This is a genomic window from Bacillus sp. HMA207, assembly GCF_003402455.1.
GTDB lineage: Bacteria > Bacillota > Bacilli > Bacillales > Bacillaceae_G > Bacillus_A > Bacillus_A cereus.
Map to the genome: position 1 here is coordinate 64,254 of NZ_BEZT01000001.1, position 13,902 is coordinate 78,155.

Genomic DNA, 13,902 nt, shown 5'->3' on the forward strand with positions numbered 1-13,902 from the left:
ACTATCAATTTTTTAAGTTATACGATTACTCCGTTACAACTGAAGCGATAAATGGTAAGTTACGATATTTCTCAGCACAGTCGATACCGTAGCCAACGATAAATTCGTCTGGAATTTGGAAGCCAACATATTCAGCTTTTAAGTCCACTTTACGGCGTTCTGGCTTATCAAGTAATGTACAGAACTTGAGTGCTTTTGGTTTATGCATAAAGAAGTGGTCTTTTAGGAAATGAAGTGTTAAACCAGAATCGATAATATCTTCTACAACAATTACGTTTTTTCCAGTAATGTTTACGTCGATATCTTTTAGTAGTTTCACTTTTCCTGTTGTTTCTGTTTGATTTCCGTAGCTAGATGCAGAAATAAAGTCAATTGTTACATCATTTTTGATGTGACGAATTAAATCAGCAGCAAATACGAATGAACCTTTTAATACTGCGATAACTACGATTTCTTCTCCTTCAAAGTCACGTTCGATTTGAAGTGCTAATTCTTTCACTTTTGCTTGTAATTGTTCTTCAGAAATTAAAGTGTCTTTTATTTCAATATTCATTGTAATCCTCCTACAGTGTAAAACTTGCGAACATTTCGACTGTAAAGGATAGAATAGAAAAAGTCAAAGGAGATAGTAATTTTTTACAAAGATAACGCCAAAATCATCTGATGATATGATATACTAAGTGTATTAAGAAAACGCTTCCATAAAGGGTGAATATGATGAAGAAGAAACAGTACACAAGTGTAACATTTATAAAAGCATTACTTTTAACAATTGTTCTTGGCCTGTTGGCTTACGTAATTGATGTACCTGCGATTCGTATTTCATTAATTGGAATGACTTTAGTGTTAGGAGCAATTTCGCACGGTATGATGTCGCAGCTAAAAGAAGCTGGACTTGATGATATGAGAGATCATATAGATAAAAAGTAAGAAACCTTCATTATATCGAGTGAAGGTTTTTTTGTTTCTTACAAAAATGTAAGGTAGTTGTAAGGCAAATCGATAGTTGCATAATAGCATTTTGGATAAACTATGGGTGTAAGGTAAAAGGCAAGCATATTTTAGGTAAATTAAGTTTTAGGCACTCTATATGTGAAAAAGGAGTAGGAGGGCATGGAGAAACGTTGGACGACCTTTTCTTTTTTAGCGACTAGTAACACCGTAATGCTAGATGGAAAAATGGATTTTTTGCACTTGTTTGATCGTGAAGATGATCATTCTTCTTCTAAATTTACAATGAAATGGAATAAATGGAGCGAGAGTTGTAGGTTTGAAGAAGAGGCCCCTAACGAAGAGCAAAAGATTATTTTAACAAACCCTATTAAAGCGTGGGTTGTTCAACGTCGTAAGTGTAACGTCAAAAATCACTTCAAGAAAACTGAGCCGAGACAATTAGTTATCGCTCCGGCCCGTTCTACTTCCAAATCACGCGAAAGTAACATGTAAATAATTGAGACACACACCCGAAAAAACATCGTACATATTGCGATGTTTTTTTCTTTTTCTACAATGAAATCTTTAAATGAAATATATTTCATCTGCATCTTATATTTATATCTCTTGCTTATTCTAGTAATACATCCGGTGCGAGTTGATGTGAATAAAATATAAGGAGAGAATTAAGATGAAAAAGAGACTATTACCAATTTGTGCAATGGCACTTTTAACAGTAGGATATTCTTCAGTAGCGAGTGCAGATACTGGAACAGTAACAAAGGAAGAAGCGCAAGTGCAACAAGATAAAGCTAAAAAAGAAGAAGCAATTAAGGAACAGCAAAAAAGTGAAGTAGAGAAAAAGCAAGCGGCACAAGTACAAGAAAAAAATGATATGGCTAAAAAAGAAGAAGCAATAAAAGCTGAGAAAAAAAGTGAAGAAGAGAAAAAGAGAATAGCGCAAGAACAGTTAAAAAACGATATGGCCAAAAAAGAAGCAGCGATAAAAGCCGAGCAAAAGAATGAAGTAGCTAAAAAAGAAGTAGCAAAGCCAGTTGTACAAGGTGAAAAATTACCAAATACAGCATCGAATAATGTAGTAATGATGGGATTAAGTGCATGTCTTGTAGCGGTAGGTACATTATTTGGTTTGAATCGTCGCAATAAGATTAAAGCGTAAATAAAATATTTTCCTATAAAGAATGGGATAATTTCATATATTAAAAATGGTAGGTTACTCCTACCATTTTTGGCATGGAGGAATGAAGAATGAAGTTACTCAATTATATCGGTATCATATTGATGGCTATAGGGCTATTCATGGGATCCTATTATGCTGTGGAATGGTATAAAGGAAGAAGCTCTGCCGGGCAATTAACGGCAGAAGAAATAAAGAGCTTTAAAAATATACAAGATACTCAACTTTCTCATGAAACACCTGTAACTTCTCAAGTGCCTTCTTCTCAAACAGAACATAAAGAAGGAGAAAAGGTAGCGATGTTAAACATACCGAAAATAAAGAAGAAGTTTTCTATATATTGGGGAGCAGATGATACGACTTTGAAAAAAGGAGTGGGTATGTTCGTTAGCGATTTAACGACAACTCCATCTGGAGGGGGACATACTGTACTCAGTGGACATCGAGATACCGTATTTACAGATTTAGGGGAGTTGAAAGAAAAGGATACCCTTGTTTTAGAGTATGATAATAAAACGTACACATATGAAATTCAAAAGACATGGATTACTCATGCGGATGATCGTACTGTTATTATAAAAAAAGAAGAACCGATATTAACACTGACAACTTGTTACCCATTTGATTATATAGGGGATGCACCAGATAGATATATTATCGAGGCGAAGTTAACTGGCAGTTATTCAAAGTGAAATTATAGTTTTTGAAAGCAGGAGGGGGATATATCAGTTATGTCAAAAAACATTTTAATTGTTGAAGATGAAGATATATTACGTGAAATATTAAAAGATTATTTTTTAAGTGAGCAATATGTAGTGTTTGAAGCGAGGGACGGGAAAGAGGCTTTAGTTGTATTTGAAGAAGAAGAGGTTGATTTAGTTATTTTAGATATTATGTTGCCAGAACTCGATGGATGGTCTGTTTGCCGAAGAATTCGAAAGACGTCCGAAGTGCCTATTATTATGTTGACGGCGCGCGTAGATGAAGACGATACGTTACTTGGTTTTGAACTTGGGGCAGATGATTATGTGACGAAGCCGTATAGTCCCCCAATTTTATTAGCAAGAGCGAAAAGGTTATTAGAAAGCAGAAAAGTGACAAAGCAACTTTTAGAGAATGAAGATGATACATTATCAATCCACGGTATTCACGTTCATTTTCCGTCGCGCACTGTTACAGTAAATAGAACAGACATTAATTTAACACATACAGAATTTGAAATATTAGCGTATTTCATGAAAAATCAAGGAATCGTTTTAACGAGAGAACAATTGATTTCAAGAATTTGGGGATATGAATTTGCTGGTGATGATCGAACGGTGAATAGTCATATTCGTAATTTAAGAAATAAATTAGGAGAGAAAGCAAAGTATATTACAACTGTAGTACGAACAGGTTATAAATTTGAGGGCAATGTATGAGGAAAGGAATTGTACTAAAATTATTTACTCTTACAACGGCATTATGCATGTTGATTTTAGCGACGATATTTATTGGACAAACGATATTTTTTAAACAATATTATGCGAATCGAAAAGTGGAAGATATTAAAGTAAATTTAAATTCCTTTGAGAAGAATTATTTAAATTATGCAGGAAATGCAGAAGAAATTCAAAAACTAGAGCAAGACTTTTTAAGAGAAAATAATACGTGGATTACGACATTAGATAAGAACGGGAATTTAAAACATGCAGATGATTTTTATTTTGAAGTAACGATAGATCGTAGGCAACAAAAGAGCTTTGGACAACAAATATTCAAAATTCCTTTAGGCAATCTCGTCAATATAGAAGAGATTGAGAATAAATCATCAGATCAGTTTCTGGGCCAAGGAATTTATTTTTCTGGAGTGAAAAAAGGAGATAGTTTTATTCCATTCTCTTTCTCGTTATCTAAGCAGAATTTAAGTGGATCTAATAAACCGTTAGAAAAAGCATTTAAGGAGAAAATGAGTAAATTAGATGAGGAGAAAAAGAAAGCAGCTGAGGAACAAGTAAGTAAGGAAAAGAAGCCGGCTGTTCAGGAGCAAGCTGCCCAAGAACCAGATGCTTATATAGGTGGGTTTGTTACAAAAGTACAGTTTCCAGATGTAAAAGGCCTCGTAAATCCAATTTATAAAAATACTTTGTTTTTGGATAGTATAAAAGAATTTCAAACGGATGTATTACTAAAAGAGAGTAATCAAATAGAGTATTCAACAAAGACAATGGACTATGAAAAGAATGATATAAAATATAAATTATTAATGAAACCAATAAAAGAAAAAGATGGATCAGTAACATATATTTATGCGATGGCTTCTTTACAGCCTGTAGATGAAGCTGTACAAATGGTGCAAGATTATTACATCTATATCATTGCATTTGTAGTCGTTCTTATTTTTTTAGCTTCGTTTTATTATTCAAAACAAATTGCAAAACCATTATTAAAAATAAATGATACGACGAAGAAAATAGCACAATTAGATTTTACAGAAAAAATACCGATTACTTCAAAAGATGAAATTGGAGATTTATCGAAAAATATTAATGTTCTATCAAATAAACTCCATTCGCATATTGGGCAGTTAGAAGAAGATATTGAAAAGGAAAGAAAGTTAGAAAAGACGCGAAAAGAATTCATTTCTGGTGTTTCACATGAATTAAAAACACCGCTAAGTATTATGAAAAGCTGTATTTCTATTTTAAAAGACGGGGTAGCTGAACATAAAAAAGAGTATTATTTTCAGGCAATGGAGAGAGAAGTAGACAAAATGGATACGTTAATTTTGGATATGCTTGAGTTAGCTAAATTTGAATCTGGTACATATAAAATGAAAAAGGATTCGTTTTATATTGATACAGTAATTGAAGACATATGTGAACATCTATCTGTGGAAATAGAGAAAAAAGAGCTTCGTGTTCATAAAAATATATGTTCATTTGAAGTGATTGCAAATCAAGGCCGGATTGAACAAGTCATCGTGAATTTCATTACGAATGCCATACGTTATACACCAAATAAAGAAGATATTATTATTTCTACAATAGATGAGAAGGATCGTATAAAAGTGTGCATTGAAAATAAAGGTACTCACATTGAAGAAGAACAATTAGATAAAATTTGGGATCGTTTTTATCGAGTGGATACAGCTCGTCAGCGTTCACAAGGTGGGACGGGACTTGGGCTTGCCATTTCAAAGAATATTTTAGAACTACATGATACTGAATATGGGGCAGGAAATACAGAAGATGGTGTGTTATTTTACTTCTATTTACCGAAAAAAGCGTAAATAATATGATTTACGCTTTTTTAATTTATTTTCATATTATCTTTACCTAATCTTTATTTTTAATCAGTATAATTTGTTTAGAATATGAGGTTATGTAAGGAGTCGATGAACCGTGCATAGCAATTGGCTAAGTATAATGGTATTTATTTTCTTTTGCGCATTTATTGTATTTTTAATTGATATTACGATATGAAAAAAGAGCGCTCATTAAGCGCCCTTTTTTTGTGTATTCATTTGATAAGCACTGATGCTTTTGAATAATCGTGGTGAAGTGATAAATAAAAATATAAGTAAAACGGTACATAAAATAAAAGAACCAAGCATTGTACTTCCATTTACGATTAATGAATATAACACAGCTGATTGACCTTTCGGTGCATATTGTCCCCAGAAAATAATGCCGGCAATAAAGTGGCAGAAATAGCGAGCAAAGCTACCGATAAATGTAGCAAGGATAATATAAGCAAGGACTTTCTTACCCTGATTTTGTTTTGATGAAGGTTTGTCTTTACGGTTACCTAAATTTGATTGTTCTAAGCTATTTTCATTGGATGTTAAAAGTGCTTTTTGAATTGGACGATAGAATAAGCCAGCAAATCCGATAAAAGCAAAGGCAATGAAGTACTCAATGAATGCTTGAACAGGTGTTAAAATATAAGCATCTCCCACGACAATTTGTAATAGTCCCCAAACTAAACCGCCTAAGAAAGCTGATTTAAAGCCCCAGCGGTAAGCAATAATAAAAATAGGAATCATAGCGAATGAGATAGAACCGCCTGTTGGAAGTTTAAGTGATAATGGTAAAATATCGATAATCATGGCGAAGGCTGCAAGAATAGCAGATTCGATCATCGCTTGTAAATTGGTGTTACGCATGTTGTTTCCCCCTAAATCCAAGTTATACAAAAAAGAATAGATATCATAGGAGGATACGAAATACGTAAATATAAATGAGGTATGTATTTCGGACGTTTGCACAATCCCTGCGTTAGCATTAACTAACAGGTTCGAAGGGTCGGAACGAAGTGTTCCCTCTCAGCGGCATGGCTCCCCCAGTGATAACGAGATTCTTTATTTGCTATTGTTTATTGTAAGCGAAATGGATGAGAATGGCAAACGAATACAGTATGACAATAATTGAAATAGAATTGTAGCGAAATGTTAATAAATATGAAGCAAAAGGGTATAGTACAAGAGAAATTGGGTGTGGTATAATTTTTTTGAAAATAATTATCATTCTCTTCTGAGGGGGAAGGTTATGAGCTTAGTAGATATTAAAATTGGAGAGAAAGTGTTAGTAAAAAGTATTCAGTCTTTAGATCAGCTATTAAAGCGTAGACTAGCTGCTTTCGGTCTTGCTGAAGGAAGCGAACTTCGCCTGAAACAGAAAGCGATGTTCAAAGGTCCTTGTACATTGGAGTGTCGTGGACAGTTAATTAGTATTCGTCATTGTGACGCGAAAATGATAAAGGTGGAATTAGCGTGAATAAGGTAGCTTTGCTAGGGAATCCGAATACAGGGAAGACATCATTATTTAATGCACTTACTGGTTCTTATGAGTATGTAGGAAACTGGAGCGGTGTAACAGTAGAAAAGAAGGTTGGTAAATTAAAAGATAGACAAGGAACATTAATTGATTTACCAGGTGTTTATGATTTAAATCCAGTTTCACGTGATGAAGGTGTTGTAACAAACTTTCTATTAACAGAAGAATTTAATCATATGTTAAATATCGTAGATTCCTCGCAGTTTGAAAGAAATATGCATTTAACGTTGCAGTTACTTGAATTTGGTAAGCCAGTCTCAATTGGTTTAAACATGGTTGATGTGGCGAAGCAAAGAGGAATTGTCATTGATGTAAAACGATTATCAGAGCTATTAGGTGTAACAGTCGTTCCTGTTGTTGCAAGAAGTGGAAAAGGCTGTGAAGAACTGCTTACGACTCTTAAAGAAAATAACAAACAAGAGAAAAAAGAGAAAAAGCCATTCCTTATTTCATATGGTGTACAAATGGATGAAGGAATTGGAGAAGTAATTGCTCTTTTAGAGACAGCGAATTACGAGCATCCGAGATGGTTAGCACTTCAATTTTTAAGCAATAACGAAGTAGTAGAAAAAGAAATGAAAGCATTACCAATTTATAAGGAACTCATAGCCATTCGATCTCGCTTAGAAGGAAAACTTGATTGTACGTTAGAAGAGCACATTTACAAAACTCGTGAAGCGTATATTGAAAAGTTAAAAACAAATGTTATGAAGCATGAGAAAGAAGGAAAAATTCCTTTTTCAGAAAAAATTGATAGATTAATTACACATAAAATTTTAGGACTTCCAATCTTTTTAGCAGTTATGTTTTTTATTTTTCAGGTTACGTTTACGTGGATTGGTACACCTTTATCGGATATGTTAGATGAGTTTTTTGGTGGCCAGCTTACGGATTGGGTGACGGCTGGACTTACAAGTATTGGAGCTTCTGATTTTATTCAAGCGCTCGTTACAGAAGGTATTATTGCCGGTGTTGGTGCTGTATTAGTATTCGTACCACAAATCTTTGCACTATTCTTTTTTATTTCATTATTAGAAGACTCAGGGTATATGGCGCGAATTGCAGTTGTTATGGATAGAATTATGGAGTTTTTCGGCTTAAACGGAAAAGCTTTTATTCCGATGATTATCGGTTTTGGATGTAACGTTCCAGGTATCATGGCTGCGAGAACGATTGAACAGGAAAAAGAACGTTTACTTACCATTTTAGTAACACCATTTATGTCTTGTTCAGCACGATTACCTGTATATGCATTATTTGCGGGCGTATTTTTCCCGCATAGTCAGGCGACTGTTGTATTTTCTTTATATGTTGCAGGGATTGTTCTTGCGTTATTAGTTACAAAAATTATGTCTCTTACGATTTTGAAAGCGGAAAAGTCTATTTTCGTAATTGAATTACCGCCTTACCGTGTGCCACAAGCAAAAACATTATGGCTAAGCACATGGGAGAAAGGGAAAGGATTTGTTCGTAAAGCTGGTACATTCATCTTTGGTGGTTCGGTTGTCATTTGGTTATTAAACTATGCAGGTCCATCAGGATTTGGTGTTGATATGGGAGACAGTTACTTAGCGATGATTGGTGGATTTATCGCACCACTATTCGCACCGCTCGGCTTCGGAACATGGCAAGCTGCAGCATCCCTTTTAACAGGATTTTTAGCGAAGGAAGTTGTCGTTTCTACAATGGCAATTATTTATGCAGTTAAAGAAGATGTGCTTGGAAATGTAATGGGAGCACATTATACAGCATTATCAGCTTATGCATTTATGTTCTTTATTTTATTATATGTTCCGTGTTTAGCGACGGTAGCTGTTATTAAACGTGAAACAGGATCAGCGAAGTGGACGATTTTCTCAGTCGTTTATCCACTCGTAGTTGCTTATGTATTAACGCTCATTATATACCAAGTTGGATCCTTACTCGGATTCTAGAAGGAGATGTATTGTGATGATGGTCAATATTATAATTGGAGCTATCATTTTTGGTTATGCAGCATATACGTTAGTTAATTTTGTAAAGAGAAGTAAAAAAGGAAAATGCGCAGCATGTTCTTTAAATAAGTCATGTCAGTCGCAAACTTGTAGCCCGGATATGGAGCAAATTGCTCATAATAAATAGAAAAAGCTTTGCGAATTTCGCAAAGCTTTTTTGTTTTACTTTTTAATTTTTACAAGTTGAGAAGCTTCTACGCCGTTGTAACCAGGGAATTCTTTACTTGGGTCTTTATCAAATTTTAATACACCTACAGATTTTTCATCACCTTTTACATTGCTGTAAGTTGCGTCATCAACAATCGCATACATATCTGTATATGCACGGCCACTTCCGATAATTGTGTTGCCTTCATATTTTAATTTCGCTCCATCAAGTGTAGCATTTTCTACTTTCTCTTTTGCAAATAATACACCTTGTTCTGTTGTTACAGCTGGTAATTTATCAAGTGGTTTCGTGTTGTCTTTCTCATCAACTTTGCTAAGTAACTCTTTTTTCACTAGTTCTTCACCAGTTTTCTTATCCATTACAAGAACTTTTTTACCATCTAATGTTGTCATTTTCATTTTATAGAAGTCTTTTTCTTTCACTTCTTTTTTGTTTTTATCTGTAATTTGTTGAACTTGTTCTTCTGAGCCGTACAGTACAAAGCCGTTCGCTTTTTCTCCTAATAAAGAACAACCTGATAATGCTCCAAATGAAATTGCTGCTGCTAATCCGATTCCTACTAATTTTTTCATGATGATTTCTCCTTTTATATGTTTTATAGTAAATACATTTTTGTATTAGTTCCGAAATGATGAGAAGCTTGTTTGCTGCTTCTGGTATTAGTGTATAAGAAATATGGAAACGTAACTATCGAGTTAGCTTACAGTAACATTACACTTATGTAATTTAGTGAAAGTGCGCAAAAGTAAGTTAATTTCAAAGAGGGATAATGAGAATATATTAGAAATACAATATTGTATATAGAATGTCATATTATAATGGATGTATTTTGGAAATAACATGTAAGGACATATTAGTTTTGTTATAATAAACACATAGGCTGTAAAATGAATATTCTTTACTGTAAAGGGAGATTTTTCAGTTTTCCAAGTAGTGAATTTGAAATATGAGGTATATCATAGGAGGAATTTAGATGTCTGTATTTAAACGATTAAGAGATTTAACAATGTCAAATGTGTATTCGTTAATTGAAAAAGCGGAAGATCCAGTTAAGATGACTGATCAATATTTACGCGATATGCAAGCCGATGTACAAGAGGCTGAGAAAAGTGTAGCAGCTCAAATCGCACTTGAGAAGAAATTCAAAATATTATTTGAAGAGCAAGAAGCACTTGTGAAAAAACGTGAAGAGCAGGCTCATATGGCTGTTCAAGCTAATAACTTAGATCTTGCGCGTCGTGCATTAGAAGAAAAACAAAATGCAGAGCAAAAAATGAATGAGTATAAAGCAAGCTACGAGCAAAATAAAGCTGCTGCTGATAACCTGCGCCTAAAGCTAGAAGAAATGCGTAAGCAATTAAATGAGCTGAAAAATAAACGTGAAACACTTGTAGCGCGTGTAAATGCGGCGAAAGCACAAAAGAATATTAATCAGGCGATGTCTGGATTTGATTCAAACTCAGCAAAAGCTGGTTTAAGCCGTATGGAAGAGAAAGCTCTTCAATTAGAGGCTGAAGCGGAAGCAAGCGGTGAAGTTTATAAGAAAGAAAAATCATTAGATGATGAATTCGCAAGCTTAAACAAAAATTCTGCTGTTGACGATGAATTAGCTCGTATTATGAAGCAGTATGAGAAATAATATAGAATAAAGACAAATGAACCGACATGTCTAAATATATTCATGTCGGTTTTCTATTATATTTTAGAGGAGGTTTTGCAATGACATGGATGAATGTAGTTGCCATGCTTGTATGGACTGGAGCGAGTGCAGTACTTTTATTTGCAATTATGTGGGTTGATTCAATTTTTACAAAATACAATGATTTAAAAGAAATCAAAAATGGAAATACAGCTGTAACAACTCGTTTTATTATGAAATTATTTGCACAAGGGTACATTTTATCTCAATCGATAACGAAAGCAAATGATTTATGGCAAGCACTTCTTGCATCAGCAGTTTCTTTCGTTATTTTATTAGTGGTAGAAATGTTTATCGAATTCGTATTAAAGAAAATGTCTGGTCTTGATTTAGAAGAAGGTACGAAAGAAGGTAGCGTTGCACATGCGATGTTAGCTGGATCATTACATATTGTTGGTGCACTAATTTTAGGTGCGTGTTTATAAAGAGAAAAGGAGGGGTAGATTATGAGTTTATTTAAACGGATAAAAAATATAATGAAAAGCCCAGAGCCACTGAAGCCGGAAAAGAGTCTTTTAACGTTAGCTCCTGGCGATATGATTGAAGTTTCATTAGTTATGTATGAATTAATTGGGAAAACGAGTATGCATTCGCGCAAGGAAATTGTTTTGACATTGCAAGATGGAAAAGATATTCGTTATTTAAAAATTGAAGATCGAGAAAATACGTATTACAAATTATATACTCCAATTGATGGTCGCTTAGATTCAATTGATGAAATTCCGACGACAATTGAAATGGATGATACCGAGTATCATATGGAAGAACAATATAACGGACGTGTTGTTGTGATGGGAAAAACTCCATTCTCAGCTTCAGAAGAACAGTATATATGGGAATTCCAATCAGATAATCGAAAATTATTGCGTATTGAATGGCAAAATGGTCGCACAATGATGTATGAGGGAGAAGCAATCATTCCTGCTGATGTACAAATTATAAGAGCAACGTAAGGGGGCGTAATCATGTCAAACCGATTGTTTACCATGATTAAATCGTTTGTGATCCCTATACTTGCTATCGTTATATTACTTGTTGTTGCTGGTTATGCCTTATCAGGTTGTCAAGGCGGGCAGACAAAGTCGATTCAAGACCGTTATCCACTTGAATCTGTTGCCAAGGAAGGTAAACAAGAATCTTACGTGTATAGGGCCGCCAATCGGTCAGTTCCTGAAGTAGCGAAGGAACTCATTAACGAAAGAGAACCGAAGCAAGCATCTAAAGAAGACGAAAATCAAATGTTCCTCGTTTATTCTGATAAGATTTATAACCTGCAAAAGGATAAAGAGAAACCATCTGATACGTTAATTGAAATAAGTAATAAAGAATTTGTCCGTCAAAATTACCAACCGTCCTTCTTGCAAGGATATATTATGGGTAGCATATTAAACGATATATTCGGTTCACGAAAATCATCGTACGGTGATTATCGAGGATATAATGACAGACAAAATCATAAACCAGTTATTCCAGAGAGACCACCTACGAAAGAAGAAAAGAAAACCCCACCTCCAATTACGAAGGAAGGGAAAGGGTCTATCATTAAGCGAGGCGATAATGTAGATTCGAAACCATCAGTAGGTGATAAGGGAAGTATTACTGAAAAAGGAAGTAATACGACGCCCCCACCTTCTACTGGAAGCAAGGGTAAAATTACAAAAACACCAGGCGGTTCAAGCGGATCAGATGTGAAGCCAAAATCATCTATTAAAACGCCGCCAAGGAATACATCTCCTCCGAAAACGAGGGTCGGTGGTTCAGGAAAAATTACGAAGAGAAGATAGTGTAGAGACCGAAAAGTGGAATTTGCTTTTTGGTCTTTTTGTGGGAATTAATTCCTTATAACTGGTACAATTGAAGTATAAGGAGGGGATAGTATGACTACGTATAAAAGATTTAGTGTAATTATGTTCCTTGTATTATTCCTCAGCTTGTTTATTAGCACGACAATGAAATTTCATTTTGTAGTAGGTATTCTATGGATATTGTGTACATGCACTTTATTGTTGTATATCCCGCTGCGTTTTCAACATGAAGTGACGGCTTTTCAAAAGTATGTAGCGTGGATTAAACGTGGGAGTCGGTGGGGCGAGTGAAAATATATCTACTTACTGAAAAAAACTGACAACGATAGCAACTTAATAATAAAAAGAGGGTGTGCCAAAATTTTGGCACACCCTCTTTTTCATAACGATTAATGAATATCACGTTTCTTAAAGTTACCGCCTTTTACTTCTGCTACGTCATAAACTGTAATAAAGGCATGTGGATCGATTTCATTAATAAGTTCTTTCATTTTACTTTCTTCTAAACGGTTAATTACACATGAAATTTCTTTAAACTTCTCTCTTGAATAACCACCGTATACTTCGTTATATGTTGCACTTCGGCCTAAACGATCGCGAATTGTTTCTACCATTAATTCAGGCTCTTTTGTAATAATTTTAAATGCTTTTGAACCACTTAAACCAACTTCAACGATATGAATCACTTTCGAAGCGATAAAGTAAGCAATTGCCGAAAGGATAGCTCCTTGCAGGCCGAATACCGTTGATACGAAAATAAATACGAACATGTTTAAGAATAAAATAAGGTCACTCGTTCCAAATGGTAACTTACGAGAAAGTAATACAGCAAGCATATCGATTCCATCTAATGCCCCACCGTTACGTAATGCTAGTCCCATACCAAAACCGATGATAATACCACCAACAACTGTAACTAATAATGTATCGCCTTCAATAATAGCTGGTATTCCGTGCATGACAACGGTACCTATTGCTAATGAAGCAATCCCGATAATGGAATAAATCGCAAAGCTTTTACCGATTTGCTTATATCCTAACCAAACGAAAGGAATGTTAATAACTGCGATTAGAGCTCCTAATGGTAATCCAAATAATCTTGAACTAACGATACTTAAACCAGTCACACCACCGTCTGATACGTTATTTGGAATTAATACCGCTTCTAATCCGTACGCTGTGATAAATGCCCCAATAATAATCATCAAAGCTTTTGAAGCAATTTTTAGCTTATTGGGCTTGTTTTTGATAATTTTCTCCATATAATTTCCTCGTTTCAAACTAGTT

18 protein-coding genes and 1 riboswitch are annotated in these 13,902 nt (G+C 34.5%); of the genes, 14 read left to right on the forward strand and 4 right to left on the reverse strand.

Translation table 11 applies throughout. The features are described 5' to 3' along the window. Positions 1–25: 25 nt before the first annotated feature. Complete coding sequence (hpt, locus tag HMAS_RS00405; RefSeq protein ID WP_001019294.1) at positions 26–553, reverse strand: hypoxanthine phosphoribosyltransferase; 528 nt, start codon at positions 551–553, stop codon at positions 26–28. A gap of 161 nt (positions 554–714) precedes the next feature. On the opposite strand from hpt, the gene HMAS_RS00410 reads away from it, so the two are divergent. The 6 genes from HMAS_RS00410 (at position 715) to HMAS_RS00435 (ending at position 5,402) form a co-directional block, all read left to right on the forward strand. Further along, positions 715–930, forward strand: a complete 216-nt coding sequence (locus HMAS_RS00410; RefSeq protein ID WP_002001286.1) for a hypothetical protein — start codon at positions 715–717, stop codon at positions 928–930. Between the two features lie 183 nt (positions 931–1,113). Further along, positions 1,114–1,446 carry a hypothetical protein gene (locus HMAS_RS00415; RefSeq protein ID WP_000415613.1) on the forward strand — a complete coding sequence of 111 codons (333 nt, stop codon included), beginning with the start codon at positions 1,114–1,116 and terminating at the stop codon, positions 1,444–1,446. 178 nt (positions 1,447–1,624) lie between these two features. Further along, the gene (locus HMAS_RS00420) at positions 1,625–2,113 is read left to right on the forward strand and encodes an LPXTG cell wall anchor domain-containing protein (RefSeq protein WP_000746709.1); all 489 of its coding nucleotides are present in this window, start codon (positions 1,625–1,627) and stop codon (positions 2,111–2,113) included. Between the two features lie 89 nt (positions 2,114–2,202). Further along, entirely contained in the window at positions 2,203–2,823 is a 621-nt protein-coding gene (locus HMAS_RS00425; protein ID WP_000771589.1) for a class D sortase, read from the forward strand. Positions 2,824–2,862: 39 nt separating this feature from the next. Beyond that, the gene (locus tag HMAS_RS00430; protein ID WP_000041859.1) at positions 2,863–3,552 is read left to right on the forward strand and encodes a response regulator transcription factor; all 690 of its coding nucleotides are present in this window, start codon (positions 2,863–2,865) and stop codon (positions 3,550–3,552) included. Continuing rightward, positions 3,549–5,402 (forward strand): sensor histidine kinase, encoded by a 1,854-nt coding sequence (locus tag HMAS_RS00435; protein ID WP_001225341.1) that lies wholly within the window; start codon positions 3,549–3,551, stop codon positions 5,400–5,402. Before HMAS_RS00430 ends, HMAS_RS00435 begins: the two co-directional genes overlap by 4 nt. Before the next feature lie 207 nt (positions 5,403–5,609). On the opposite strand, the gene thiT is transcribed toward HMAS_RS00435, so the two are convergent. Further along, positions 5,610–6,278: an energy-coupled thiamine transporter ThiT gene (gene thiT, locus HMAS_RS00440; RefSeq protein WP_001246588.1), complete on the reverse strand. Its 669-nt coding sequence runs from the start codon at positions 6,276–6,278 to the stop codon at positions 5,610–5,612. Between the two features lie 86 nt (positions 6,279–6,364). After that, positions 6,365–6,466, reverse strand: a riboswitch (TPP riboswitch). Positions 6,467–6,660: 194 nt separating this feature from the next. Between thiT and HMAS_RS00445 the strand changes: the two genes are divergently transcribed. From HMAS_RS00445 to HMAS_RS00455, 3 genes are read left to right on the forward strand one after another with little or no spacing between them, the layout of a single operon-like run. After that, the gene (locus HMAS_RS00445; RefSeq protein WP_000060512.1) at positions 6,661–6,888 is read left to right on the forward strand and encodes a FeoA family protein; all 228 of its coding nucleotides are present in this window, start codon (positions 6,661–6,663) and stop codon (positions 6,886–6,888) included. Continuing rightward, entirely contained in the window at positions 6,885–8,882 is a 1,998-nt protein-coding gene (feoB, locus tag HMAS_RS00450) for a ferrous iron transport protein B (protein ID WP_001044847.1), read from the forward strand. Before HMAS_RS00445 ends, feoB begins: the two co-directional genes overlap by 4 nt. A 16-nt stretch (positions 8,883–8,898) precedes the next feature. Further along, positions 8,899–9,069 (forward strand): FeoB-associated Cys-rich membrane protein, encoded by a 171-nt coding sequence (locus tag HMAS_RS00455; protein WP_000989598.1) that lies wholly within the window; start codon positions 8,899–8,901, stop codon positions 9,067–9,069. Positions 9,070–9,104: 35 nt separating this feature from the next. On the opposite strand, the gene HMAS_RS00460 is transcribed toward HMAS_RS00455, so the two are convergent. After that, entirely contained in the window at positions 9,105–9,683 is a 579-nt protein-coding gene (locus HMAS_RS00460) for a lipoprotein BA_5634 family protein (RefSeq protein WP_000737469.1), read from the reverse strand. Positions 9,684–10,084: 401 nt separating this feature from the next. Here HMAS_RS00460 and HMAS_RS00465 point away from each other — a divergent pair, with 401 nt between their 5' ends. The 5 genes from HMAS_RS00465 (at position 10,085) to HMAS_RS00485 (ending at position 12,906) form a co-directional block, all read left to right on the forward strand. After that, on the forward strand, positions 10,085–10,750 hold the full coding sequence (locus HMAS_RS00465; protein ID WP_000110280.1) for a PspA/IM30 family protein: 666 nt from the start codon (positions 10,085–10,087) through the stop codon (positions 10,748–10,750). An 80-nt stretch (positions 10,751–10,830) separates the two neighbouring features. Then, positions 10,831–11,235 (forward strand): DUF350 domain-containing protein, encoded by a 405-nt coding sequence (locus HMAS_RS00470; RefSeq protein ID WP_000220087.1) that lies wholly within the window; start codon positions 10,831–10,833, stop codon positions 11,233–11,235. A 21-nt stretch (positions 11,236–11,256) separates the two neighbouring features. Then, complete coding sequence (locus tag HMAS_RS00475) at positions 11,257–11,763, forward strand: DUF4178 domain-containing protein (RefSeq protein WP_000051739.1); 507 nt, start codon at positions 11,257–11,259, stop codon at positions 11,761–11,763. Positions 11,764–11,775: 12 nt separating this feature from the next. Further along, positions 11,776–12,594 carry a DUF4247 domain-containing protein gene (locus HMAS_RS00480; protein ID WP_000071190.1) on the forward strand — a complete coding sequence of 273 codons (819 nt, stop codon included), beginning with the start codon at positions 11,776–11,778 and terminating at the stop codon, positions 12,592–12,594. Between the two features lie 93 nt (positions 12,595–12,687). Then, positions 12,688–12,906, forward strand: a complete 219-nt coding sequence (locus HMAS_RS00485) for a hypothetical protein (RefSeq protein ID WP_016123492.1) — start codon at positions 12,688–12,690, stop codon at positions 12,904–12,906. 98 nt (positions 12,907–13,004) lie between these two features. Here HMAS_RS00485 and HMAS_RS00490 read toward each other — a convergent pair whose 3' ends face one another. After that, entirely contained in the window at positions 13,005–13,877 is an 873-nt protein-coding gene (locus tag HMAS_RS00490) for a YitT family protein (RefSeq protein WP_000411240.1), read from the reverse strand. Positions 13,878–13,902 lie beyond the last annotated feature (25 nt).